Raw genomic sequence first — 24,584 nt, forward strand, 5'->3', positions numbered from 1 at the left:
GTTTTAAGACTTCAAACAACACCTATCTAAGGGGTAATCCTTTTCGACTAATGAAAGCCCCACTTTTTCAGAATGATTTTTATCTTTAAATTGTAAAAAAAAAGAGAAGGACTCCTATCCTTCTCTCCATATTACTTCTTATAGCACTTCCGCATGTCCATTATAAACAATTCCGCGCGCTGCATCAACTGTTACTTCTTGGCCATTTTTTAGAGTTGCTGTTACACCGTTTACACCAACGATAACTGGAATGCCGATTGATACACCTACAACAGCTGCATGGCTTGTTAAGCCGCCTTCTTCTACAACTAGAGCTGCCGCTTTTTCAATTGCAGGAATCATATCTTTATCCGTACTTGTTGTAACAAGGATGTCACCTTCTGTTACGTTCGCTACAGCTTCTGCAGCTGTTTTCGCTACAACTACTTTACCTTTTGCTGCTTTACGACCAATCCCTTGTCCCTTAGCGATCTCTTCGCCAACAACATGGATTTTCATTAAGTTTGTTGTACCAGTTTCAGCAACTGGAACACCAGCAGTAATTACAACAGTATCTCCAAGTCCGATTAGACCTGCATCCATAACCGTTTGAATCGCAGTATCTAACATTTCATCAGTAGATGCTGCACGTTTTCCAGCCATAAATGCTTGCACACCCCAAACAAGTGCAAGACGACGACCCACTTGCTCGTCAGATGTTACAGCTACGATTGGAGATTTCGGACGATATTTAGAGATCATTTTTGCAGTGTATCCACTTTCTGTTGGAGCTACAATTGCAGCTACATCAAGAGCAAGCGCTGTATGTGCAACAGATTGACTAATCGCATCTGTAATTGTTGGAGTGAACTCTTTAATACGTTTTTTGAACATATCTTCATATTGCAATGATTTTTCAACACGTACTGCGATGTTCGCCATCATTGTTACTGCTTCTACTGGATATTGACCCGCTGCAGTTTCACCAGAAAGCATGATTGCATCTGTACCGTCGAAGATTGCGTTCGCTACGTCACTCGCTTCCGCACGAGTTGGACGTGGGTTACGTTGCATAGAATCTAACATTTGTGTTGCTGTAATAACCGGTTTACCTAATACGTTACATTTTTTGATTAGACGCTTTTGTACTAATGGTACTTCTTCTGGCGGAATTTCCACACCCATATCACCACGAGCTACCATTAAACCGTCAGAAACTTCTAAGATTGAATCGATGTTATCGATACCTTCTTGGTTCTCAATTTTTGGTACGATTTGGATGAATTGAGCATTGTGTGCTTCTAATAATTCACGGATTTCTAATACGTCAGCTGCTTTACGTACGAAAGATGCTGCAATGAAATCAACTTTTTGCTCGATACCAAATATGATATCTTGTACGTCTTTTTCAGTGATACCAGGAAGCTTAATGCTTACGTTTGGTACGTTAACACCTTTTTTATTTTTTACAGTTCCGCTGTTTAATACTTTTGTACGGATGTTTCCGGCAGCTTTCTCGATCACTTCTAGTTCGATAAGACCGTCATCAATTAGAATGCGAGAACCTGGGTCTACATCATCATAAAGACCAGCATAAGATACAGAGAACTTCTCTGCAGTTCCTAATACTTGCTCTGTAGAGATAACTACTTCTGCACCTGTTACTAGTTCAGCTTGTCCGTCTACGAAATCATGTGTACGGATTTCTGGACCTTTTGTATCAAGTAAGATTGCAACTGTTTTACCAGTTTTCTTTGAAGCTTCACGAATGTTTTTAATACGCGCTCCATGCTCTTCATGGCTACCATGAGAGAAGTTTAAACGAGCAACGTTCATACCCGCTCCGATTAATTGCTCTAATTTTTCAATACTTTCACTAGCAGGACCTATAGTACATACAATTTTTGTTTTACGCATATTGCACCTCCGAAAATTATGAAACCGTTCCCAAGTATTTGACATTACGCCGATTAGATAGATAATTCTTTTGATAACTGATACATATCTTTATCAATCGTATGTTTTTGAGCTAACGCTTCGATAATGTCATGATCAACAAGTTGGTTATTTTGAATACCTACGCAACGTCCACCTTTGTTTTCAATCAACAGTTCAACTGCTCTCGCGCCAAGACGGCTTGCTAAAACACGGTCTTGTGCACTTGGTGATCCACCACGTTGTACGTGACCTAATACAGTTACACGAGTATCAAAGTTTGTTTCTTCTTCGATTTGCTTACCGATGTCAATTGCACTTCCAACACCTTCAGCTACCACGATAATACTATGTTTCTTTCCACGTTCACTACCACGTTTTAAACGAGCAATTACATCTTGCATGTCATACTCTTCTTCTGGAATTAAGATTGTTTCTGCACCATCAGCTAAACCAGCCCATAATGCGATATCTCCAGCATGACGCCCCATTACCTCGATAACATATGTACGTTCATGAGATGTAGCTGTATCACGAATTTTATCGATCGCATCAATAACAGTGTTTAACGCTGTATCGAAACCGATTGTGAAATCTGTTCCAGGAATATCATTATCGATTGTACCTGGTACGCCGACACATGGGAATCCTTGCTCTGTTAATTTTTTTGCACCTTGGTAAGAACCGTCTCCACCAATAACAACAAGTCCTTCAATACCAAACTTCTTTAATTGCTCGATTCCTTTTAGTCGTACTTCTGGGTCTTTAAACTCAGGACATCTCGCTGTATATAATTTTGTACCACCGCGGTGGATAATATCGCCCACAGAACCAAGCTCTAATTTTTCAATATGACCAGAAATTAATCCAGCGTATCCATGGTAAATACCATATACTTCTATATCATGGAAAATCGCTTTACGAACAACTGCACGAATGGCAGCATTCATACCAGGTGAATCTCCACCACTTGTTAATACACCAATACGTTTCATTTGTACTCACCTCATAAAGATTATTTGCCTTATAATAAAATAACATGAAGAAATATAAAAATACAATGGAGAAGATGTGTCTTTTCACAATAAAAACGTGCATTCGCGAAGTGGAACGCACGCTTTTCTTATTTTATCCAAATGGAAGCGTTTGAAAACGAAACTTGCCCAATTTTCATATATTTTTCATAACGTTTTTCGACTAATTCCTCTTTCGAGATACCGTTTAATTGCTGGAATGTTTTTCTGAGCATTAGGTCGATGTTTTCTGATTGTTTTAAAATGTTACGATGCGCACCGCCACGCGCTTCTGGAATAATTTCGTCAATTACACCTAATTCTTTCAAATCCGCTGCCGTAATTCTCATCGCTTCAGCAGCTTCCCTCGCTTTTCCTGCATCTTTCCAAAGAATCGCTGCCGCTCCCTCTGGTGTAATAACAGAATAAGTGGAATTTTCTAGCATATGAATGTAATCCCCTACTCCAAGACCTAGTGCACCACCGCTACCACCTTCACCAATAACGATACAAATAACTGGTACAGTAAGCCCTGCCATTTCAAATAAATTACGGGCAATCGCTTCACTTTGACCACGTTCTTCAGCAGCTTTACCAGGATACGCACCTTTCGTATCAATAAAGCAAATAATCGGGCGATTAAATTTCTCAGCTTGCTTCATTAAACGTAGCGCCTTTCGATATCCTTCTGGATGAGGCATTCCAAAATTACGACGAATATTTTCTTTCGTATCTTTCCCGCGCTGGTGCCCAATTACCGTTACAGGCATCCCATCATATTTCGCAATGCCGCCGACAATCGCTGCATCATCGCCATATAGACGATCTCCATGACATTCAAAAAAATCAGTAAATAAGTGCTCAATATAATCGAGCGTTGTCGGTCGTTCTGCATGACGAGCAATTTGAACGCGATCCCATACTTTCATATTGCCGTATATTTCTTCCTCTAGATTTTCTAGCTTCCCTTCCAAAATACGAATCTCCTCACTGAAGTCCATCTGGCTGTTGTTCGTATAGTCTTTTAGTTCACGAATCTTATTTCTTAGCTCAACAACTGGTTTTTCAAATTCTAACTCTGCCATACAGCCGTTTCCCCTCCTTGATGAACTTCTAAAATCTTACGGAGCGATTCTCTCATATCATTGCGATGCACAACCGCATCCAATTGACCGTGCTCTAATAAAAATTCTGCCGTTTGAAAGTCTTCTGGCAGTTTCTCACGCACCGTTTGTTCAATTACACGTCTACCAGCAAAGCCGATAAGTGCACCTGGCTCTGCAAGATTATAATCACCAAGTGAAGCAAAACTTGCCGAAACACCGCCTGTTGTCGGATGAGTCATAACAGAAATAAATAATCCTCCAGCATTGCTATGTTTTTTCAAAGCTACGCTCGTTTTTGCCATTTGCATTAAACTTAAAATACCTTCTTGCATGCGCGCGCCGCCCGATGCAGTAAAGATAATAAATGGAACTTGTAACTCGTATGCTTTTTCAACTGCACGTGCAATTTTTTCGCCTACAACAGAGCCCATGCTGCCCATTCGAAAACGAGAATCCATTACTGCAATCACAACAAGCATTTCATCAATTGTTCCTTCACCTGTCACAACCGCTTCGTTTAATTCTGTTTTCTTGCGATCACTCTCTAGCTTCTCTTCATAATTTGGGAACCCAAGTGGATTTACCGAAACCATCTCTTTGTCGTACTCACAAAATGAACCTTCGTCCAATACACTGTCAAGGCGCTCCCACGCATTCATCGGATGATGATAACCACAGTTCACACATACTTTTAAATTTTTCAGAAGCTCTTTTGTATACATGATTTTCTTACATTTCGGACATTTTGTCATAACACCGTCCGGCACATCTCTTCGTACTTGTTCTGAAGGAATTGCAGCATACTTTTTCTTTTTTACGAATAAATCTCTTAGCACAATTTGACCCCCTTTGTTGAGAGCTAAGGTTAGGGTAAGAAGAAAACTGGGCTAACACCAAAATTCGATGTTAGCCTTGTCTTCTCAATCTGTCTAATAGAGGATGTTCAAAAAGTCCGGTAAAGATCGCTCCTTTTTGAACACGCACTCATAACCTCTCTCTTTACGTTTAACTTTAACCGCTATGCGATAGATTGTTTGTCATAACGTGTCATGGTCATTTCGACAAATTTTATACATTACGAGTGAAACTGCATGTTTCCCATTAATTCATCATATATTTTTAGCGCCTCTTCTTCTTTTTTCTCGTATAGCGCTTCATAAAGCTTTCTATAAGTTTCTATAGATTCTAATGAAATTTCATAAGAAAGAGTCGCAACGTAATCATTTACAATTCTCCAAACACGATACAGTAAATAATTGTCAACTTGTTCAATAAGTGTTTTAAAAAACGTTTGATGGAACTCCTGGATTGAACTTTCGTCCTTTTTCAGAACTTGTCGCAACATACCTAATACATTAGAAAACGTTTCTTTCGGTAAATCACATACGATTCGAAGAATATCTTTTTCAAGTAATCGTTTCATCTGTAACAAATCACGAATTGTTTTCTCATCTTGTAATAAAAATGGTGCGATTAGTTGAACAAGACCGTTATCATAAAAGTTTCGAATAAACGTCCCTTCTCCGCGTCTTGTTTCAATTAATCCTACGAGTTCTAAAGCTCGCAATGCTTCCCGTACAGATGAACGCCCGGCATTTAAACGTGCACTTAACTCACGCTCAGATGGTAATCGATCACCTGCTACTAAACCATCCTCTTCCATAATGGAACGGATTTTCTTTACAATTTCGAGATATACTTTTGTATTTGATGATGTCAATGGAAATTCCTCGCTTACTCTTTACCAATCAGCGCTAATTTTTTTGTTTTCTCAGCAACTTCATTTGGATCTACTTGACGGCGAGCTACTCCTGTCTCCATCGCCGCTTTCGCAACGTAAGCCGCTACCTGAGGCGCTACACGCGCGTCAAACGGTGCCGGAATGATATAATCCTCATTTAACTCATCTGCCGTTACAAGCTCTGCAATGGCTTGTACAGCTGCCATTTTCATTTCTTCATTAATTTGCGTAGCATGTACATCAAGTGCACCACGGAAAATACCAGGGAATGCTAGTACATTATTTACTTGGTTCGGGAAGTCAGAGCGACCAGTCCCAACAACAGCTGCGCCTGCTGCTTTTGCAATTTCCGGCATAATTTCTGGAACCGGATTTGCCATTGCAAAAATAATTGCATCGTCATTCATTGTACGAACCATTTCCTCAGTTAACGCACCCGCTACAGATACACCGATAAATACATCCGCACCTTGCAGGACATCTGCTAATGAACCTTCTACACGATTTTTATTTGTATATTTTGCAACTTCATCTTTCACTGGGTTCATCCCAACAGGGCGACCTTCATAAATTGCGCCTTTTCGGTCACACATAATAATGTCGCGTACACCATAGCGATATAAAAGTTTAATGATTGCAATCCCTGCTGCACCTGCACCATTTGCTACAACTTTAATGTCAGACATTTTCTTTCCAACTAGCTTAAGTGCATTTACAAGACCCGCTACTGTTACGATAGCTGTACCGTGTTGATCATCATGGAATACAGGAATATTTGTTTCTTTTTTCAGACGTTCTTCAATGATAAAGCAGTTTGGTGCTGCAATATCCTCTAAGTTTACACCGCCAAATGTTGGCTCCATTAATTTTACAGTTTCAATAATCTTATCTACATCGTTTGTATTTAAAGCAATTGGGAATGCATCTACGCCAGCAAAACTCTTGAATAATACTGCTTTACCTTCCATTACTGGAAGAGATGCTTCTGGTCCGATATTACCAAGGCCAAGTACAGCTGTTCCATCCGTCACAACTGCTACCATGTTTCCCTTCATCGTATATTCATATACCTTACTTTTATCGTCATAAATTTCTTTACAAGGTTCTGCAACCCCTGGAGAATACGCAAGACTTAAATCTTTAGCATTTTCTACTTTTACTTTTGATACAGTTTCTAATTTTCCTTGATGCACTTTATGCATGTGAAGTGCTTCTTCACGAAGTGTTGACAAACTATCCACTCTCCTCAAATTATTCTTGCTGATATTATTCTCTCCAAGTGGTCTGACCACGAACACAATTACTATAATAATCGAACTATAGGGAAATTGTCCATTATATTTTCACTACGACATTTTCCTCACCGACTATTTCACGAAGTGCTCCTAAACATTCTTCACTTGGATGAATTGATAAACTACGAGATAATTGTACCATTTTATGTTCCTTTTCATAATAAATTAGTACTTTCACAAAACCTGAATAGTGAAACAATATTTTTGTAACTTGATTTAACAGCCTCTTTTCATACTGCGAGGGTAGTTTTACATAAATCGACGCTTCTTTCATTTCATTGTAAACATCCATTTGTTCCAATGGATAAAGACCGTTCACAATCCATTGCAATTTATGATTTCGCTGTTCAATCGTCCCCTCCACTAAAACAATTGTACCTTCTTGTAACCTCTCCGCAAAATGAATATACGTCTCAGGAAAAACAACTGCTTCCATTTCATCATTTTGATCACAAAAAGTGACGAACGCCATTTTTTGCAATTTTTTCGTCCGAATGACTTTTACACCTGTTACATAAACAATTGCACGTTGTACTTTTCGCTTTTGCCTCATCGCTTGCGCAAGCGATGGAATTTCTAGTTCTTTTACGAGCTTTGCGTACTGCGCCGTTGGATAACTGGATAAATAAAAGCCAAGCGCTTCTTTTTCATTATTTAATTGTTCAATAAAAGATAGCTCTTCTCCTTGTACATATACTGATTTTGGGACACTTTCTTCCCCTAATTCACGAGCAAGGCTTGCGTACTCTAGAGCTCCCTTAATACTGTTAAACAACGTTGTTCGCGAAACTTGAAAATCATCGAAACAGCCTGCCCAAACAAAAGCCTCTAAATTACGCTCCGTAACAAACTTTGCTGGCATACGAAGACAAAATTCAAATAAATCTTGGAATGGATTTCTTTCTCTTTCCTCTATCACCGCATTCACTGTAGCCATCCCTATATTTCGAATTGACAGCAAGCTATAACGGATTGCGTTCCCTTCTATTTGGAAATTGTAACTACTTCTATGAAGAGACGGCGATAAAACACGAAAACCTTTGCGCTTCGTTTCGCGTATATATTGCACAATCTTATCTTCATTACCTATCGCACTAGATAACAGCGCAGTCATAAACTCTAAAGGATAGTTCGCTTTTAAATAAGCAAGCTGATATCCAATCATACTGTAGGCTACAGCATGACTTCGGTTAAAACCGTAATTCGCAAATCTCACAATTAAATCATAAATTTGTTCTGCTGATGTCTTATCGTATCCATTTCGTAAACACCCTTGTACAAAATGCATTCTTTCTTGATCTAAAATCTCACGGTTTTTCTTACTCACTGCACGGCGAAGCAAATCAGCTTCCCCGAGTGAAAACCCTGCTAACTGCGAGGCGATTTGCATAATTTGTTCTTGGTATACAATGACACCATATGTGCTTTTTAAAATCGGCTTTAAATCCGCATGTAAATAATGAATTTGACGCTTTCCGTGCTTTGATTCAATAAAGGTTGGAATTTGCTCCATTGGTCCTGGGCGATATAATGCGTTAACAGCAACAATATCTTCAAACTCATTTGGTTTTAAGCTACGTAATACATTCCGCATTCCTCCGGATTCAAGCTGGAACACGCCTGTTGTATCTCCTTTTCCAAGTAACTGGAATGTCTTTTCATCCTCAAGTGGTAAATTCCGTATATCAATTTGTTTACCAGTTTTAGTCACAATAAAATTAAGAATGTTTTCGAGTAACGTTAAATTACGTAAACCTAAAAAGTCCATTTTTAACAGGCCCAGTTCTTCTAGCACTTCTGCTGGATATTGCGTTACATATACATCGTTATGCCCTTCTTGAATCGCAACACTCCCCGTTAACGGCTCCTGACTCATTATGACTCCCGCCGCATGAATAGACGTATGACGTGGTAAACCTTCGACGCGCTTCGCAATTTCAAAAACACGCTCATGCAAGAGATTTCCTTGTACAAATTCACGAAGAGACCTAGATTCTTCATACGCTTCTTTTAATGTGATTCCAAGCTTTGACGGAATAAGTTTTGAAAATATATCGATATCCCTTGGTGGAAGCCCCATTACGCGGGCGATATCTCGAATCGCTGCTTTTGCAGCAAGCGTTCCGAACGTAACTATTTGAGCAACACGAAGCTGACCATATTTATCTTTTACATAACGAATCATCTCATCACGTCTAATATCCGGAAAATCAATATCAATATCTGGCAGCGTAACACGTTCAGGATTTAGAAATCGTTCAAACAGCAAGTCGTACTCAATTGGATCGATGTCTGTGATTTCTAACACATAAGAAACAAGTGAACCTGCTGCTGAACCACGACCCGGCCCTGTTAAAATGTCATGTTCATGTGCGTATTTCATAAAATCCCAAACAATGAGGAAATAATCACTAAATCCCATGCGAGAGATAACTTCAAGTTCATGTTCTAAACGTTTCCTATGTACATCTTGAACCGTTCTATATCGCTGTTTTAGACCCTCATTACAAATACGGCGCAAATAAGCATCTGATGTTTCATTAGATGGAACAGAAAACTTCGGCAATTGATTAACGTGGAAAGGAATTTCTACGCGGCAACGCTCAGCTATATGAACTGTATTCTGAACGGCTTCTTCTTCATGAGAAAATAAAGCCTGCATTTCAACTGCTGATTTTAAATAATACTGATCTGTTTTGAGTCTTGGTCTATCTGGATCAGTCATCTTTGTTCCGCTCTGAACTGATAGCAAGCACTCCTGCACAAGTGCATCGCTTTGATTCACATAACGGACATCATTTGTCGCAACGACTGGAATATTCATCTCGTTTATAAATTGTGGTATTTTCTCTTGTAAAAACAGTTCATCTTGAATCGCATGATGCTGCAAACTCATGTAAAAGCTTCCAAACATATTTTGATACGAACGAGCTACTTCTTCAGCGATCTCGTCTCTTCCTTCTAACAATAGCTGTTCAATTTCCCCGTCTTTTCCTGGTGAAATTGCAATCAACCCTTTTGCATAATGAGAAAGCCACTTTTTTGGGATCCCATCTTTAGACTTAGTCATGATCGTACTAGAAATTTTTAATAAGTTTTGATAACCTATTTCATTTTCTGCAAGTAATACAAGCGGATAAGCTCGCTCCTCCTCCTCACTAAACACAGAAGCTGTTAATCCGATAATCGGCTGTATACCATTCTTCTTACATGCTTTATAAAACGGAATGACTCCATACATCACATTTTCATCTGTAATCGCAAGCGATGAAAAGCCAAGCTCTTTCGCCCGAACGATGAGTTCATCAATTTTACAAGCACTTTTTAACAAACTATAAACGGTTTGACATTGTAAATGCGCAAACTTCACTGTTGTACCCTCTCTTTACCTATTTGACTACTCTCATTATAGGTGATGCGGAAAGCGGAAATCAAAACATACTTCTTATACTTTGTCCATATATATGAAAGAGAAAGGAGAATGACGATGGATGTAAGACAATATACTTTTTTCTCTCTTCTTATTATTAGTTATTTTATTGCCTTTGGGGTTATACTTGGTGGTTCTTTAATTGGAGGAGTTGGGGCATTTCTGATTGGACAGCCTGCCCTTACTTCCATTAATCAATTCGCACAAAATTTACGAATTTGGGCACTCGTCGCAGCAATCGGCGGGACTTTTGACACATTTTATAGCTTTGAAAGAAGTTTTTTCGAAGGAGATATGAGAGACATTGTGAAACAAATTTTACTTATCTTTTTCGCAACAGGCGGCATGCAAACCGGTCTTATTATTATTAAATGGATTACGCAGGATCATGTATGAGAGTACCAAGCGATTCTACCGCTAAACGATGGTATTTATTTTTGGGTGGCGCTGCGGTTGGTGGTATTTTTAGCTGGTTTATTTTTTTGTACATATATGGTGTTTTTCAACAAGAACAAGCCAGTACAATTGAAAAACAAAAACAAATCATTAAGAAACAAGAAGAAAAGCTTCATGTTCTTCTTGAAGATCACGATAAACTAAATGAAGAAAACAAGCAACTCTTAACTATTCAAGAAATTAAAATTAAAATTTCAAACCATGATAAATACGACTTAGACAACCTTACTCTCGAAAACATGACAACATCCATTCACAATGACCTACAACATCTCTTAACGAAAAATATACAAAGCATTGCGAAAAATAAAGAACTCCTAAAAAAAGTAATTGAAAATAAAGTATATAAACACTATGATCGAACCTATCGCTTCAAAGTTTCCTCACTCTCTTTTGATACCGTGCTCGAAATTGACATCAATATAAAACAAGAAAAGTAGGAACGCAGCGTCCCTACTTTTTCTTGTTTTATATAAGAGTATTCTTATTTACAAATCTCACGCAAGTCTGCAAAAAGACGATCTGCTTCTTCCCAAGAAGACGCTTTTGCACCCGAAGCCATCGGATGACCTCCGCCATTATACTTCATCGCTAGCTTATTAATAACCGGTCCTTTTGAACGAAGGCGAACGCGAATTACATCTTCTTCCTCTAAAAATAAAACCCAAGCTTTTAGTCCGTCAACATTACCAAGTGCTCCAACAACGCCAGATGCTTCAGAAGGAAGGACATCGAACTCTTCTAGCACTTCTTTTGTCAGCTTAATATAAGCCGCTCCCTCTTCTGTCATCGTAAAGTTTTGTAAAATGAATCCATTTAAACGAGCGATTTTCTCTTTCGTTTTATACATTTCGTTATATAACTCTGGAAAATCTACACCCATTTCAACAAGCTCACCTGCATAGCGAAGTGTTCTTGCCGATGTATTTGGGAATAAGAAACGCCCTGTATCTCCAACAATACCAGCTAGAATAAGACGTGCAGATTCTTTCGATAGTTTTAGACCTTTATCTTTTCCATAAGAATACAATTCATAAATAAGCTCGCTTGTAGAACTTGATGTCGTGTCCACCCACGTAATGTCTCCGTATGGATCTTCATTTGGATGATGATCGATTTTAATGAGCATCTTTCCTTTTGTATAACGCTGATCACAAACGCGTTCTTGATTCGCAGTATCACAAACGATAACAAGTGCATTCACATAAGTCTCATCATCAATTTCATCCATTACTCGTAAATAAGATAAGGTTGGTTCATTGTATCCGACCATATAAACCTTTTTCTCTGGAAACGATTCTTGAAGAATTGTCCCAAGACCACACTGAGAACCTAATGCATCTGGGTCTGGACGCACATGACGGTGAATGATAATCGTATCAAACTCTTTAATCATCGCTAAAATTTGTTCATGCATATGTATAATCTCCTTTTTATTGATTTCTACCTCTGTCATCAATTTTCTTACTTTATCCTTCATTATAACTGAAAATAATTTATTCATGTGGACAATTGCTTTATAATAATAGTTAGAAAGTTTAGATAATGTCTTTTGTTTTCTTTTGGCATGAATATGAAATGGGCACTAATCGCTTCTATGCTTGAGCGGATCCTCTCTTCCACCTAAAAAAGAGGGACTTTATATTTCATGTTTTTAATTTATCTACATACAAAATAATGGAGGATTACATTATGCCAGTATTAGTCTTTTGTATTATCATTTCATTTATGTTGTATCTCTTCTATAAAACAAAATATTTTCGTACAAATCGTCAGATGGAAAAAGGGTGGCTTGCTGGAAAATCTGCGATGGCACTTGGTGTATTCGTTGCATTATTCGGTGCAAATCAATTTTTCTTAGACATCTCGACTGCACGTATCATCGTCGGTGTCTTATTTATCTTATTTGGCAGTGCAAGCGTTTTCAATGGATTCCGCCAGTATAAACACTTCTCGCCTCTTGCAATCGAAGAAGCAGAAGCATATGAAAAAATGTAAAAAGCATCAGCTATTCATGCTGATGCTTTTTTGTGATTCTTTATTTTCAAAATTAGATAGGCAACAAAAGCAGGTGGAATATTAAAAGGATTGCCTTGCACATGAAAATGTAATTGTTCTTCTTCAAAAGACATATTTTTATACAGTTCTTGTTGTGAAAGTTTTGTTAGTTGCCTTTGCTCGTTTAATCCTTTAATGTAAAGATACTGAATCGGTATCATCATAAGAAAATAAAACAATGCAACACCACCAAAAAAGAGTAACTCTGATGACATATCAAGCACCATCCTTTTTTTCTTTATATATATTAATTATCTGATAATTCAATTATACCATAAACTGCCAAACAAAAGGAGCCGCAATCTCATTGATTGACCAAATTGACCCGGTTCTTATGTAATTGTTCATTGTTCTTTTTATCGTCATTGATTTAGGTTTATGTGTTTCCGTAATCATGAAGAAAATGTTCTTAGTTCCTATCATCACACTCATTCTAAACGCTCTATACGAAATTGGGTATACGAAACATTACTATCCCGATTCTCCTATCACCTTTACTTCATGGAATATAATCTTCCCACTATTTCGTTACTATTAGCTGTATTCATACCCTTTTACAAAAAAGAGCTGAATGAATATCCCTGTCATAAAAGGGATTCTCCATTCAGCTCTTTTTCATGTTTATCGATCAATGAGCTGCACCATTAATAGTGCTTTTCCAACAACTTCTCCTCCGTGCCGCACTTCTACATCTACCTTTCCAAATTTACGCCCAATTTCTAACACCTGCGGATGTACAGAAACAACATTGTCGATTTGAACAGGCTTTACAAAGTAGATTGTTAAATTCTCAACAATCGAATCGCTTTTTTTCTGCGCACGAATGGCACGATTCGTTGCTTCTGTGACAACAGTTGTAAATACTCCATATGATAATGTTCCAAATGAACTCGTCATTTGTGGCGTCACAGAAAATTGATAACTGTGTTCGTGCTTTGCTTCTTTCGGTGTCACAAATTGATTTGTAACGATATCTTCAATCGTCTCCCCAACTTGCGGTTGACGTTGAATCATTTGCAGCGCTTGTAGTACGTCTTGACGACTAATAATTCCTTGCAAGCGATTGTTTTCATCAACAACAGGAAGAAGTTCAATTCCTTCCCATACCATCATGCGGGCTGCCGCTGCAACAGACATTTTCCCATTTACTGTAATCGGCTGCTTTGTCATTACTTTTTCAATTGGTGTTTCTTTCGCGATACCAATCATATCTTTTGAAGTAACAATCCCTAATACCTTTTTATTTTCATCCACAATTGGATAACGCCCATGCATCGTTTCTTCATTATACGCATGCCATTGTTCTACTCTATCACTAGGTTTTAAATATAGCGTCTCTTCAATTGGTGTTAAAATATCTTCAACAAGTACAATTTCCTTTTTGATAAGCTGATCATAAATGGCGCGGTTAATTAACGTTGCCACAGTGAACGTATCATAGCTACTTGAAATAATCGGTAGCTTTAATTCATCCGCTAATTTTTTCACACGGTCTTCTGTATCAAATCCACCTGTAATTAAGACTGCAGCGCCTGCTTCTAACGCTAGTTGATGGGCATTCGTACGGTTACCGATAATCAGCAAGTTCCCAGCTTCTGTATAGCGCATCATCGCCTCTAATTTCATGGCCCCAATCACGAATTTATTTAATGTTTTATGTAATCCTTCTCTTCCACCAAGTACTTGGCCATCGACAATATTGACCACTTCGGCATATGTTAGTTTTTCAATATTTTCCTTTTTCTTTTGTTCAATTCGGATCGTTCCGACACGTTCAATTGTACTGACATATCCTTTATTCTCTGCATCTTTAATCGCACGATAGGCTGTTCCTTCACTTACACTCAAATCTTTTGCAATTTGACGTACAGAAATTTTATGCCCTACCGGCAGGCTATTAATATGTTCTAAAATTTGATTATGCTTGGTAGCCAAATGGTTTCACCATACTTTCTTTTCCCTAAATTCTTCATGTGTTGTATTTTTAGTATACTATATTTCCGAAACTGTTACACTGTACTTTTATGTATCTGTACTATTTTTTTTATAACAAAAATGACCCTTATATTCTATCAGTCACATTCTTACAACAGTGTAATGCTACTGTCACCTCATTCGATAGTTTGTCTTCTCGTTCCAAGATACAATAAAGACAAGAAGTCAAACGAAGGAGCGAATGAAAATGAAAAAATTTTTAGAAGTTGTAGGTGCTATATTTTTAGCTTTCGTTGATGGCAAAAAAGTTGCAATGGAATTAAATGAAGCACCAGAACAAACATCACCAGAAGTAAAAGAAACACCAAAACAAGCATCGGCTTTCAAACCTATTTTGCACACATAAAAAACCCTTCACTTGTCTTTTCAAATGAAGGGTCTTCTTTTTATATTGTAATACTTTCCCCAGCTTCTAATACCTTACCTGTACTACTTGTTAATTTTTGCACAAAAAGATGCGGATCCTGTTCAATAACTGGGAACGTATTATAATGCATTGGTACAACCGTTTTTGCTCCAATCCATTCCGCAGCTAATACTGCATCCTCTGGTCCCATTGTAAAATTATCACCAATTGGTAAAAATGCGATATCAATTTTGTTCAGAGACCCAATTAACTTCATATCAGAAAATAATGCAGTATCCCCTGCATGATAAATCGTTTTCTCTTCTGCCGTAAATAAAATTCCAGCCGGCATTCCCGTATATGTAATCGTCTTATTTTCTTCATCGATATAACTAGAACCATGGAATGCTTGTGTAAATTTCACTTTCCCAAAATCAAATACATGCGAGCCACCGATATGCATTGGGTGCGTATTCACACCTTGCCATCCTAAAAATGTTGCGAGTTCAAATGGTGCCACAACAACCGCATTATTTTTCTTCGCAAGCGCTACTGTATCGCCGACATGATCACCATGACCATGCGATAAAATAATTGCGTCTACCTTAACATCTTCGGCCTTTAAATCTGTTTTCGGATTACCTGTTAAAAATGGATCAATTAAGATAACCTTCCCATTCGTTTCAATCTTTACAACTGAATGGCCATGATAAGATACTTTCATGATTATATTCCTCCCTTGTTTACATTCACACCTTGTATTCTACATGATTTCACAATTCCCTGTCTTTTCAAACATCGATTTGCTTGTCATAACGCTTCCATCCGATGTAAAGTTATATATGTAATTAAAATCTCGGGGGTGCGAATTTATGAATACTAGATTAGAAAACTTAATGCAATGGCTACAAGAACAGAACGTAGAAGCTGCATTTTTAACTTCTACACCAAACATCTTCTATATGACAAACTTCCATTGCGAACCACACGAAAGACTACTCGGTCTATTTGTATTCCAAGAAAAAGAACCAATTTTAATCTGTCCTAAAATGGAAGAAGGTCAGGCTAGAAACGCTGGTTGGGCGCATGAAATTATCGGATTCACTGATACAGACAAACCGTGGGATATGATTACAAAAGCAATTCAAGACCGTGGCATCGATGTAAATAAAGTGGCAATTGAAAAAGAACATTTAAATGTAGAACGCTATGAAGAAGTAAGAAAATTATTCCCGAAAGCATCTTTCCAATCTGCCGAAGAAAAAGTACGCGAACTTCGTTTAATTAAAGACGAAAAAGAACTTTCTATTTTACGCCAAGCAGCTTCCATGGCTGACTACGCTGTTGAAATCGGTGTAAATGCGATTCAAGAAAATCGTAGCGAATTAGAAGTGTTAGCAATCATCGAACATGAAATGAAGAAAAAAGGCATTCATAAAATGTCCTTTGACACAATGGTACTAACAGGAGCAAACTCCGCATTGCCACACGGCATTCCAGGAGCAAACAAAATGAAGCGCGGTGACTTCGTACTATTTGACCTAGGTGTCATCATTGACGGTTACTGCTCTGACATTACACGTACAGTAGCATTTGGCGATATTTCAGAAGAACAAACACGCATTTATAACACTGTACTAGCTGGCCAATTACAAGCGGTTGAAGCTTGTAAACCAGGTGTTACACTTGGCGAAATTGACCGTGCTGCTCGCTCTGTTATCGCAGATGCAGGTTATGGAGATTTCTTCCCGCACCGCCTTGGCCACGGACTTGGAATTAGCGTACACGAGTATCCAGATGTAAAAGAAGGAAATCCATCTCCATTAAAAGAAGGAATGGTCTTCACAATTGAACCAGGTATTTACATACCAAACGTAGGCGGCGTTCGTATTGAAGATGATCTCTACATCACGAAAGACGGATCAGAAATTTTAACGAAATTCCCAAAAGAATTACAGTTTGTTAAATAAGAAAAAAGGTAGCGACTGCGCTACCTTTTTTTATATCCTATGTCTCTACTATCTCAAACCTATTAACAGTTATCCTGATTTCAACTTTTTATATACACCTTCATCGTCAAAATTTAAAATTACGTCTGTTTGGATTCCCATATGTAGGTGTTGATTTATATAACTTCTATCATTTCGGATTTTTTATTCATGATGAAATATACAGTCTCATTTCTCATCATAACGTATCCTTCCATAGCACCTTTTTCTGTTTGTTGTTGCACATTCACATGCTCATTCTCAACTTTCTCATTACGTATACATGCTGTTACTATCGTGAAAAGTCCAATAACTTTCTTTTTACTGTAGTATGTATTTCTTGTATATTCTCTATTTCTATTATAATATTTAAATACAGAATTTTCTAAACACATAAAAAAAGGAGAGATTGCATGAAACAACTTCAAAAACAATTAGAAGAAATAAAGGCTAATCATTACACCATAGATTCCACGATAGATATCGATAAACTAATTTCAAAAATGCTTCAGCATATCGGCACCCCAGATAGTTATTTACGAGATACATTAATCTACACAACGTTTTTCCATCTTATTACAAATGATCATATTACACACACACAATTATCGCAATTATTGTCACAAAGTATAAACGAACAATATTTATTTTATAAAATCACTACAGATGATAAGGATGCAGTATTCACTCGATCATTTACAACACTATTAATTGCTTTAATCATATACGCCGATACAAAACATAACTTCTTATCACCGTCTGACATATTAGATGTGAAAGACAAATTAATTATATATATGAACCAAGAACATGATTTTCGCGGATATGTTAGTGAACAAGGTTGGGCTCATAGCATCGCTCATGTTTCAGATACATTCGATGAACTTGTCAACAATCCAAAGCTTGAAACCACATATTACCCAGAAATAATGCAAACTCTATTAAAAAAAGTAAGTGTACATACAACTCATTACAACTATGAAGAAGATGAAAGAATTGTCACTCCTATCATCGCTATGCTTAAAAACGGTTTAAATAAAAAAGAACTCATCTCATCCTTACATTCCTTAGTAAATCAAATGGAAGTTCAAAAAACAAAATTATCTACCGCACCTTATGAAGCGTTATACAGAAATATAAAATCATTTTTGCGAAGCTTATTCTTCCGATTACGAACAAATTCCATATGTAAAGAAACAGAAATCGAGATTGAAAACTTATTAAAAAGATTTCGTCAATACAATTAAAAAGAAGGCCTCTCAAAAGGTGCCTTCTTCCATTTCACTAATATTTAATTGAAATTTAACAATCCAAACTGAGAAAAAGTGTACACAAATCGCGATGGCCATACATGTCCCGCTCAAAAAAGTTAAAATTGGGTGCGAGTATGAATGTCCTAAACCATAAGACGCTCCAACAAAAAACATTGTTATGTAGATATAAATTGCTCCATGTATTTGCTTCATATAGGCCCCCTTTTTCCATATTATAACATAAATTTTCTAACTATTCTCACTAATGTTTCGAAATAGATATTTCTCAACTGTTCCCCCTCTTATATATGGTACTCCCCACAACTAATTTCAATTATTCTTTAATTCTACTTGAATAATCATTTGCAATTTCATTTATAATTCTCTATATTAAGAATTATAATAATAAGTGTTTATTATAGCAGAAAATTAATAGAGGGGCTTTTTATTCCTTCAAATTCATGTAGTTGGAATCACAATGTTGAGCGCTCTAACAGTATTTCTTATATGAGTAGAAAGGCTTGAAATATGTAATTTTCTACAAGCAAAAAAGCCCATCTCCTCTGATGAACTTTTCCTATTACTTACAAAAATATTATTTCATCGCTTCTTTAACAACATCTTGAATCATAACAACTTCTGTTTTCATATGGGAAACAGGCGATTCTTCATCGATACATCCATACCAAAACTCTAAATGCTTTTTATCAATTTCATGCTGAGAACTTTCGACATCTATTCCGCCTTCTCCTTGTACCGAATACCAATACAAATACTCTTTCTCATCCCTTATTTCCTGGAAAATTGTCTCTACATACATTTTTTCGTCGTTTAATGTCAAAAGTACTTCTTTCATATGATTATTGAGAAGTTTCATCCACTCATCCACACGATGACTTTTTCCTGGTTTCACTTTAAATCTTGTTAATTCGACCTTCATGTTTATTCCTTCATCTTTTTTCGTACATATAAAACATATTCTATCGGATGACAAAAACCTAATTTACCAGCTAAATTTTGTGAAGAAATGTTATCGCTATTACAATCCCAACACGGTGTAATTCCATTTTGTATGCAATGTTCTATGAAAGAAGTTGCGACTAATCCAGCAAGCCCTTTCCGTTGATGGTCTGGATGTGTTGCAATATCAATTTCCGCAAAATCATCACCTCTAAAAATTGAAATACACTCCGCCACTACCTTTTGACCTTGTACAATACAAAAACCAAAACCACGCTTCAAAAACGTTTCTTTTGATCCCCAATACTCTTTATAATACTGCTCCGTAAATTCCGTACTTTTTTCTATTACATTTTTATCGACACGTATGACCTGGTACGTAAAATCATCTACTTCTCTTTTTCCATCTTCAAAGCACTCTCTTTGAAATAGAAATTTCTTTCGAGGGATTTTCCGAAATACATCCTTGAAATGATTTTCAATAATGTTTTCCCAATCTAAGCTAGACACAAATAATGTGAATCGTTTCTCTGTTGTTAAAACATTACTTTCAATGTGAGAAAACAAAGTACATTGAAATTCCTGATCATATGTATCTCCAAACAAATAGTAAATACCATTAGCAGTCGCAATCATTCCTGCTGTTAATCTATCATTTACAAAGATTTCACCATCTATCGTTTGATCACATACTGCATAGGCAAAAGTAGCTGTCTGTTTGTTCTCTTCTAAAACCGGAAGAATCTTATGATACTCTGATAACACTAACTTTCTCATACATTCTCCACAATAACAGTATCCGCTTCTAAATTTTCAAAACAGAGGTTAACGGTTCGCTGTAGTGCTCTTGTGCGGTGGATAGTACCTGCTGGAATTAAAATAGAATCATTCGGTTTTAGAACAGCTGTATCCTTATCCTGAAAATCGATCAGCAATTCTCCCTCGAGTACTATAAATAATTCATCCGAATTCGAGTGAAAGTGCCAATCATATTCTCCCATAAACACAGCAATCCGCAAACAATGATTATTTATATTCGAGACAACAAAATTTTTGTGCTGCTCTGTAATCTCTTTTGTGAGTTCTAAAAGATTTACTTTCTCCATCATTCTTCCCATCCCCTAAGTTATTTATTATTTCCGCAAAAACCAGCCAAGTACAATTACAATTGCAAAGATCAAAAAACATTTCTATTTCTGTTTCCTTACTTTTTTCACTTCTTCTTTTAATTCTCGTACAGTTTGCTCTAAACTAACGATAGCTTCTCCTCTCGTTCAAATCACTTCTCTTTTGTATTCTTTCTTCTGGCTCTTTTTTTAAATTTATTACTGCGCTTCCTTTCTGCGATACACTATTCCATCCTAGTAATCTCTTTCAAGTTCTAACGTTTCATTCTGAATAATGAAACATTTTAAGATAGATTATTTTTTTAATCTCCACCGCCCCCGCAATCTCCACCACCACTATCACTTGAACTACTACAATCATTATCGCTGTAGTTTACAAATCCACTTGACGAGTTTGAAGCATAGGAAGATCGTTTTCTTTTCTGCTGCCTTTTCTTATCATTTTTACTTTCACGGCTTGGCCATACTTTGTCAAACAATACAAAAAACATACCGAATGGTGCCAAAAAAACAATCCCCTGAAAGATGTCTTCCAAAAATTCAGGTCTTATCTCGATTTGATAAAATACACCTAACAAATACATACACAAAATCACATATAAAACCATACTAATATACCTAGCAATTTCCTCTATACGAAGAGCCAGCTTCTGTTGAAATGGTATATTCTGTTCCTGCTTTTTCTTTATATATTTCTGCCGTTTTATCTGTTTTTTCTTCCTACTCTTTCTCCCCATAACATCCCCTCTTTAAATCTACTTATTCATATAATCCCAAACTACCATAAGAGGAATCTCATTAACAAGAAAAAATTCCAATTTTTAGATTTTCAAAACAAAAAGATGCTCTCTATCTCGTATTACGAGTAAAAATTAAAGAGCATCCCTTTTATCCTACTATTTACGAGCAGTAATACCCTCGTCTCAAAGCTCCCTGACAGAAAAAATTAGTAAGAGATGGACTGCTCGTCAAAGTCCAGTTGGTGAAGGCTAATATTCAGCGGTGGATGGAGAAAGCTCCACCGCTGAATGTTTCATTTTATTGGCAACTTCTTTCAAAATCGCCTCGTACCATTCCAAATAATGAAACATTTTAAGGCGGACTACTTTTTTAATCTCCACCGCCTCCGCAATCTCCTCCTCCACTATCACCTGAACTACTACAATCGTTATCGCTATAGTTTACAAATCCACTTGATGAATTTGATGAACCTTTTCTCCTTCTCGCCTTGCTCTTATCCTGTTCACCTTTATCACTTGGTGTCCATATATATAGAAATAAAAAGCCATACAACACCATTTCTACTATTCCTACAAATATCTTTAATAACTCCCCAAAAAACCCCTTAGTTAGATGTAACTGACTCATTTTAAAATAGATGTAAACACAGAATCCTAAATACAGAAAAATAGTAATGATTCTAAGTACTTTAAGTATAATGGCAATTGGTTTCTCATGTTGCTCTATAACTACTTCCTTTTGTTGCAATACATGCTGTTGTTTAGGTTGTCTCTTCTGTTTTTTCTTACTACTTTTCCTCCCCATTGGATCCCCCCTAGACCAATTTACTTTATTCTATAATTCTCGTTACTTATTATAAATCACATATGAAATAAACATAATTCCCCAAATCCTATCGTATCATTCTTAAAATTTTTTTGTCTATCATACGTTATAAAAACATATTGAATATTTTGTCAAATCAAGGTCTAACTTTTTGTAGAAGACACTTGAGTTACTATATACAAAAAGACCCTCCTTATCTAAGGAAGGTCTCACAATTTTTTTATTATGATAAAGCAGGAGCTTTTTCAAGAAGCTCTTTCGCATCAGCGTATTGTAAGCTGTGTGCTTCTGCAACTGCTTCAAATGTTACATAGCCGTCTAACGTGTTAATACCTTTTAATAATGCAGAGTTACTTAAGCAAGCTTCTTTGTAACCTTTGTTTGCAATTTGTACTGCATATGGTACTGTTACGTTTGTTAACGCAAGAGTTGATGTACGCGGAACCGCACCAGGCATGTTTGCAACTGCATAGTGAACAACGCCGTGTTTTTCATAAGTTGGGTTGTCATGAGTTGTAATACGATCAGTTGTTTCGAAAATACCACCTTGGTCAATTGCGATATCTACTACAACAGAACCTGGTTCCATTGATTTAATCATTTCTTCTGTTACAAGTTTTGGCGCTTTTGCACCTGGAATTAATACTGCACCGATTACAAGATCAGATTCTTTTACAGCTTCTGCAATGTTATAAGGGTTAGACATTAAAGTTTTTACTTGGTTACCGAAAATATCATCTAATTGACGAAGACGTTCTGCACTTAAGTCGATAATCGTTACATCAGCACCTAAACCTACCGCAATTTTCGCCGCGTTTGTACCAGCTTGACCACCGCCGATAACTGTTACTTTACCACGTTTTACTCCCGGAACGCCTGCAAGTAAAATGCCTTTACCGCCCTTGTTTTTCTCAAGGAATTGTGCACCAATTTGTGCAGACATACGACCAGCTACTTCACTCATAGGTGCAAGTAGTGGTAAAGAACGGTTGTCTAATTGTACTGTTTCATAAGCAATTGCTACTACTTTATTATCGATTAAAGCTTTTGTTAATTCTGGTTCTGGAGCTAAGTGTAAGTATGTGAATAAAATTAAACCTTCACGGAAATAACCATACTCACTTTCAATTGGCTCTTTTACCTTCATAACCATCTCTTGATTCCATGCTTCTTCAGCAGTTTCAACAAGTTTTGCCCCAGCTTGTACGTATTCTTCATCTGTAAAGCCAGATCCTAAACCTGCACCCTTTTGAACAAAAACATCATGACCATTGTGTACTAAATGCACAGCACCAGCTGGCGTCATTGCCACGCGGTTTTCATTGTTTTTAATTTCTGTTGGAATACCGATACGCATTCTTAATTCCCCCTTGAGTTATGAAATGACCCCTGAATCATTTTTTAAAGCGCTTTCTACGCTCTTATATTTTAACATAATATCTCAATATTTGACAAAAAATATCTCGAGTTTTCCGATAGATTTTATCTATTTTTATCGATGTCTGTGAATAACATCAACCGCCCCTGTTACTTCAATGATTGTGCCCGTAATCATATCAGAATCTTCCTCGCATAGAAATGCAATTGTGCGAGCGATATCTTCACCTGTTCCAGATCTACCAATTGGTGTCTTGGCATCTTTCATCATACGTGCCTCTTGAATCGTTGCCTCTTTCATTTCACCAATAATATCTCCTGGACAAATCATATTTGATGTAATTCCGTATTCTGCTTCCTCATAAGCAATTGTCTTTGTTAATGAGACCAGTCCTACCTTTGCCGCAGCAAATGCGGAACGGTTCATCCAACCAGGTGCACTATCCGCTCCTTGAAACCCATAATTGATAATACGGCCAAAACGCTCTTTTCTCATGATCGGAACGACAAGTTTTAATAAACGAAACACTGCTGTTAAATTCCCTTGTATCATTTCATTCCATTCATCTTCTCCATAATCAATTAAATTTTTACGTTCAAATACGTAAGGACCTGCATTATTGATTAAAAAATCAATTTTGCCAAAACGGTCAATTGCCTCTTCTACCATTTTATGTAAATCTTCTTTTTTCGTGACATCTGCTTGCACAAACTGCAGACGTTCTGCTATATGTTCATATTTTTCCCTCATTGCTTTGGCAGCTCTTATATCGCTGCGATATGTTACGGTTACTGAATATCCTTCAGTCAATAATTTTTCTGTTACTTGCTTTCCTAAACCCTTCGTACCGGCTGTAATGAGCGCGTGTCTCACAAAAATAGCCTCCTTTTTATTCCTATACTCAATATGTAACAAGTTATCCCATCAATTACAACTAAAAAGAATCGAAATTAATTTT

The 24,584-nt window shown here is 37.0% G+C and carries 26 protein-coding genes; 6 read left to right on the forward strand and 20 right to left on the reverse strand.

Annotated elements, in window-relative coordinates:
- Nucleotides 1–138: 138 nt before the first annotated feature.
- The 7 genes from pyk to dnaE all read right to left on the reverse strand — a co-directional run bounded on the left by pyk (nt 139) and on the right by dnaE (nt 10,439).
- Nucleotides 139–1,896, reverse strand: a complete 1,758-nt coding sequence (gene pyk / locus BLV40_RS05320; protein ID WP_090687852.1) for a pyruvate kinase — start codon at nt 1,894–1,896, stop codon at nt 139–141.
- Nucleotides 1,897–1,949: 53 nt separating this feature from the next.
- Complete coding sequence (pfkA, locus tag BLV40_RS05325) at nt 1,950–2,909, reverse strand: 6-phosphofructokinase (RefSeq protein WP_026593638.1); 960 nt, start codon at nt 2,907–2,909, stop codon at nt 1,950–1,952.
- A gap of 128 nt (nt 2,910–3,037) precedes the next feature.
- The gene (gene accA, locus BLV40_RS05330) at nt 3,038–4,012 is read right to left on the reverse strand and encodes an acetyl-CoA carboxylase carboxyl transferase subunit alpha (RefSeq protein ID WP_026593639.1); all 975 of its coding nucleotides are present in this window, start codon (nt 4,010–4,012) and stop codon (nt 3,038–3,040) included.
- The gene (gene accD, locus BLV40_RS05335) at nt 4,000–4,869 is read right to left on the reverse strand and encodes an acetyl-CoA carboxylase, carboxyltransferase subunit beta (RefSeq protein ID WP_090687855.1); all 870 of its coding nucleotides are present in this window, start codon (nt 4,867–4,869) and stop codon (nt 4,000–4,002) included. The genes accA and accD overlap by 13 nt, the downstream gene beginning before the upstream one ends.
- A gap of 239 nt (nt 4,870–5,108) precedes the next feature.
- The gene (locus BLV40_RS05340) at nt 5,109–5,753 is read right to left on the reverse strand and encodes a FadR/GntR family transcriptional regulator (RefSeq protein ID WP_026593641.1); all 645 of its coding nucleotides are present in this window, start codon (nt 5,751–5,753) and stop codon (nt 5,109–5,111) included.
- Between the two features lie 14 nt (nt 5,754–5,767).
- Nucleotides 5,768–6,976, reverse strand: a complete 1,209-nt coding sequence (locus tag BLV40_RS05345) for an NADP-dependent malic enzyme (RefSeq protein ID WP_170833613.1) — start codon at nt 6,974–6,976, stop codon at nt 5,768–5,770.
- A 133-nt stretch (nt 6,977–7,109) separates the two neighbouring features.
- On the reverse strand, nt 7,110–10,439 hold the full coding sequence (gene dnaE, locus BLV40_RS05350; protein ID WP_090687859.1) for a DNA polymerase III subunit alpha: 3,330 nt from the start codon (nt 10,437–10,439) through the stop codon (nt 7,110–7,112).
- A 117-nt stretch (nt 10,440–10,556) separates the two neighbouring features.
- Here dnaE and BLV40_RS05355 point away from each other — a divergent pair, with 117 nt between their 5' ends.
- A complete protein-coding gene (locus tag BLV40_RS05355; RefSeq protein WP_026593644.1) occupies nt 10,557–10,895 on the forward strand; it encodes a sporulation membrane protein YtrH in 339 nt (112 codons plus the stop codon).
- On the forward strand, nt 10,892–11,395 hold the full coding sequence (gene ytrI, locus BLV40_RS05360) for a sporulation membrane protein YtrI (protein WP_026593645.1): 504 nt from the start codon (nt 10,892–10,894) through the stop codon (nt 11,393–11,395). Before BLV40_RS05355 ends, ytrI begins: the two co-directional genes overlap by 4 nt.
- A gap of 44 nt (nt 11,396–11,439) precedes the next feature.
- Here the strand turns inward: ytrI and BLV40_RS05365 are convergent, their stop codons facing one another.
- Nucleotides 11,440–12,372: a DHH family phosphoesterase gene (locus tag BLV40_RS05365; RefSeq protein WP_090687862.1), complete on the reverse strand. Its 933-nt coding sequence runs from the start codon at nt 12,370–12,372 to the stop codon at nt 11,440–11,442.
- A 275-nt stretch (nt 12,373–12,647) separates the two neighbouring features.
- Between BLV40_RS05365 and BLV40_RS05370 the strand changes: the two genes are divergently transcribed.
- Nucleotides 12,648–12,953, forward strand: a complete 306-nt coding sequence (locus BLV40_RS05370; RefSeq protein ID WP_090687865.1) for a YtpI family protein — start codon at nt 12,648–12,650, stop codon at nt 12,951–12,953.
- Nucleotides 12,954–12,967: 14 nt separating this feature from the next.
- On the opposite strand, the gene BLV40_RS05375 is transcribed toward BLV40_RS05370, so the two are convergent.
- Both BLV40_RS05375 and BLV40_RS05380 read right to left on the reverse strand, forming a co-directional pair.
- A complete protein-coding gene (locus tag BLV40_RS05375) occupies nt 12,968–13,228 on the reverse strand; it encodes a DUF3949 domain-containing protein (protein WP_026593648.1) in 261 nt (86 codons plus the stop codon).
- A 406-nt stretch (nt 13,229–13,634) separates the two neighbouring features.
- The gene (locus BLV40_RS05380; RefSeq protein ID WP_026593649.1) at nt 13,635–14,948 is read right to left on the reverse strand and encodes a DRTGG domain-containing protein; all 1,314 of its coding nucleotides are present in this window, start codon (nt 14,946–14,948) and stop codon (nt 13,635–13,637) included.
- A 247-nt stretch (nt 14,949–15,195) separates the two neighbouring features.
- Between BLV40_RS05380 and BLV40_RS28415 the strand changes: the two genes are divergently transcribed.
- Entirely contained in the window at nt 15,196–15,354 is a 159-nt protein-coding gene (locus tag BLV40_RS28415; protein ID WP_090687867.1) for a hypothetical protein, read from the forward strand.
- 40 nt (nt 15,355–15,394) lie between these two features.
- On the opposite strand, the gene BLV40_RS05390 is transcribed toward BLV40_RS28415, so the two are convergent.
- Entirely contained in the window at nt 15,395–16,078 is a 684-nt protein-coding gene (locus BLV40_RS05390) for a metal-dependent hydrolase (protein WP_026593650.1), read from the reverse strand.
- A 148-nt stretch (nt 16,079–16,226) separates the two neighbouring features.
- Here BLV40_RS05390 and pepQ point away from each other — a divergent pair, with 148 nt between their 5' ends.
- A complete protein-coding gene (gene pepQ / locus BLV40_RS05395) occupies nt 16,227–17,324 on the forward strand; it encodes a Xaa-Pro dipeptidase (protein WP_026593651.1) in 1,098 nt (365 codons plus the stop codon).
- Nucleotides 17,325–17,479: 155 nt separating this feature from the next.
- On the opposite strand, the gene BLV40_RS28805 is transcribed toward pepQ, so the two are convergent.
- On the reverse strand, nt 17,480–17,737 hold the full coding sequence (locus BLV40_RS28805; protein ID WP_211482102.1) for a hypothetical protein: 258 nt from the start codon (nt 17,735–17,737) through the stop codon (nt 17,480–17,482).
- 18 nt (nt 17,738–17,755) lie between these two features.
- On the opposite strand from BLV40_RS28805, the gene BLV40_RS05405 reads away from it, so the two are divergent.
- Nucleotides 17,756–18,589: a DUF2785 domain-containing protein gene (locus BLV40_RS05405; RefSeq protein ID WP_090687870.1), complete on the forward strand. Its 834-nt coding sequence runs from the start codon at nt 17,756–17,758 to the stop codon at nt 18,587–18,589.
- Nucleotides 18,590–18,601: 12 nt separating this feature from the next.
- Here BLV40_RS05405 and BLV40_RS05410 read toward each other — a convergent pair whose 3' ends face one another.
- From BLV40_RS05410 to BLV40_RS05445, 8 genes are all read right to left on the reverse strand, one after another.
- Nucleotides 18,602–18,808, reverse strand: a complete 207-nt coding sequence (locus BLV40_RS05410) for a hypothetical protein (RefSeq protein ID WP_026593653.1) — start codon at nt 18,806–18,808, stop codon at nt 18,602–18,604.
- A 382-nt stretch (nt 18,809–19,190) separates the two neighbouring features.
- Complete coding sequence (locus BLV40_RS05415) at nt 19,191–19,535, reverse strand: DUF6176 family protein (RefSeq protein WP_090687872.1); 345 nt, start codon at nt 19,533–19,535, stop codon at nt 19,191–19,193.
- Between the two features lie 2 nt (nt 19,536–19,537).
- On the reverse strand, nt 19,538–20,332 hold the full coding sequence (locus tag BLV40_RS05420) for a GNAT family N-acetyltransferase (RefSeq protein WP_090687874.1): 795 nt from the start codon (nt 20,330–20,332) through the stop codon (nt 19,538–19,540).
- Nucleotides 20,329–20,661: a cupin domain-containing protein gene (locus tag BLV40_RS05425; RefSeq protein ID WP_090688316.1), complete on the reverse strand. Its 333-nt coding sequence runs from the start codon at nt 20,659–20,661 to the stop codon at nt 20,329–20,331. The genes BLV40_RS05420 and BLV40_RS05425 overlap by 4 nt, the downstream gene beginning before the upstream one ends.
- Before the next feature lie 323 nt (nt 20,662–20,984).
- Complete coding sequence (locus BLV40_RS05430; protein WP_090687876.1) at nt 20,985–21,419, reverse strand: hypothetical protein; 435 nt, start codon at nt 21,417–21,419, stop codon at nt 20,985–20,987.
- Nucleotides 21,420–21,792: 373 nt separating this feature from the next.
- Nucleotides 21,793–22,227 carry a hypothetical protein gene (locus BLV40_RS05435; RefSeq protein ID WP_090687878.1) on the reverse strand — a complete coding sequence of 145 codons (435 nt, stop codon included), beginning with the start codon at nt 22,225–22,227 and terminating at the stop codon, nt 21,793–21,795.
- A gap of 244 nt (nt 22,228–22,471) precedes the next feature.
- Nucleotides 22,472–23,605 carry an alanine dehydrogenase gene (gene ald, locus BLV40_RS05440; protein WP_090687881.1) on the reverse strand — a complete coding sequence of 378 codons (1,134 nt, stop codon included), beginning with the start codon at nt 23,603–23,605 and terminating at the stop codon, nt 22,472–22,474.
- A 135-nt stretch (nt 23,606–23,740) separates the two neighbouring features.
- Complete coding sequence (locus BLV40_RS05445) at nt 23,741–24,532, reverse strand: SDR family oxidoreductase (protein ID WP_090688319.1); 792 nt, start codon at nt 24,530–24,532, stop codon at nt 23,741–23,743.
- Nucleotides 24,533–24,584 lie beyond the last annotated feature (52 nt).

Origin of the sequence: Bacillus sp. 166amftsu, from assembly GCF_900107445.1 — a bacterium.
Lineage (GTDB): Bacteria > Bacillota > Bacilli > Bacillales > Bacillaceae_G > Bacillus_A > Bacillus_A arachidis.

Excerpts from the sequence above, each read along its gene's own strand:
- BLV40_RS05355 (WP_026593644.1), top strand. The coding sequence starts at position 10,557 with ATGGATGTAAGACAATATACTTTTTTCTCTCTTCTTATTATTAGTTAT.
- BLV40_RS05420 (WP_090687874.1), bottom strand. The coding sequence starts at position 20,332 with ATGAGAAAGTTAGTGTTATCAGAGTATCATAAGATTCTTCCGGTTTTA.
- BLV40_RS28805 (WP_211482102.1), bottom strand. The coding sequence starts at position 17,737 with ATGTGTTTAGAAAATTCTGTATTTAAATATTATAATAGAAATAGAGAA.
- BLV40_RS05410 (WP_026593653.1), bottom strand. The coding sequence starts at position 18,808 with ATGAAGCAAATACATGGAGCAATTTATATCTACATAACAATGTTTTTT.
- ytrI (WP_026593645.1), top strand. The coding sequence starts at position 10,892 with ATGAGAGTACCAAGCGATTCTACCGCTAAACGATGGTATTTATTTTTG.
- BLV40_RS05425 (WP_090688316.1), bottom strand. The coding sequence starts at position 20,661 with ATGGAGAAAGTAAATCTTTTAGAACTCACAAAAGAGATTACAGAGCAG.
- BLV40_RS05390 (WP_026593650.1), bottom strand. The coding sequence starts at position 16,078 with ATGAAAGTATCTTATCATGGCCATTCAGTTGTAAAGATTGAAACGAAT.
- pepQ (WP_026593651.1), top strand. The coding sequence starts at position 16,227 with ATGAATACTAGATTAGAAAACTTAATGCAATGGCTACAAGAACAGAAC.
- accA (WP_026593639.1), bottom strand. The coding sequence starts at position 4,012 with ATGGCAGAGTTAGAATTTGAAAAACCAGTTGTTGAGCTAAGAAATAAG.
- ald (WP_090687881.1), bottom strand. The coding sequence starts at position 23,605 with ATGCGTATCGGTATTCCAACAGAAATTAAAAACAATGAAAACCGCGTG.
- pyk (WP_090687852.1), bottom strand. The coding sequence starts at position 1,896 with ATGCGTAAAACAAAAATTGTATGTACTATAGGTCCTGCTAGTGAAAGT.
- pfkA (WP_026593638.1), bottom strand. The coding sequence starts at position 2,909 with ATGAAACGTATTGGTGTATTAACAAGTGGTGGAGATTCACCTGGTATG.
- BLV40_RS05430 (WP_090687876.1), bottom strand. The coding sequence starts at position 21,419 with ATGGGGAGAAAGAGTAGGAAGAAAAAACAGATAAAACGGCAGAAATAT.
- BLV40_RS05415 (WP_090687872.1), bottom strand. The coding sequence starts at position 19,535 with ATGAAGGTCGAATTAACAAGATTTAAAGTGAAACCAGGAAAAAGTCAT.
- BLV40_RS28415 (WP_090687867.1), top strand. The coding sequence starts at position 15,196 with ATGAAAAAATTTTTAGAAGTTGTAGGTGCTATATTTTTAGCTTTCGTT.
- BLV40_RS05370 (WP_090687865.1), top strand. The coding sequence starts at position 12,648 with ATGCCAGTATTAGTCTTTTGTATTATCATTTCATTTATGTTGTATCTC.
- BLV40_RS05405 (WP_090687870.1), top strand. The coding sequence starts at position 17,756 with ATGAAACAACTTCAAAAACAATTAGAAGAAATAAAGGCTAATCATTAC.
- BLV40_RS05435 (WP_090687878.1), bottom strand. The coding sequence starts at position 22,227 with ATGGGGAGGAAAAGTAGTAAGAAAAAACAGAAGAGACAACCTAAACAA.
- BLV40_RS05365 (WP_090687862.1), bottom strand. The coding sequence starts at position 12,372 with ATGCATGAACAAATTTTAGCGATGATTAAAGAGTTTGATACGATTATC.
- BLV40_RS05375 (WP_026593648.1), bottom strand. The coding sequence starts at position 13,228 with ATGTCATCAGAGTTACTCTTTTTTGGTGGTGTTGCATTGTTTTATTTT.
- BLV40_RS05345 (WP_170833613.1), bottom strand. The coding sequence starts at position 6,976 with ATGCATAAAGTGCATCAAGGAAAATTAGAAACTGTATCAAAAGTAAAA.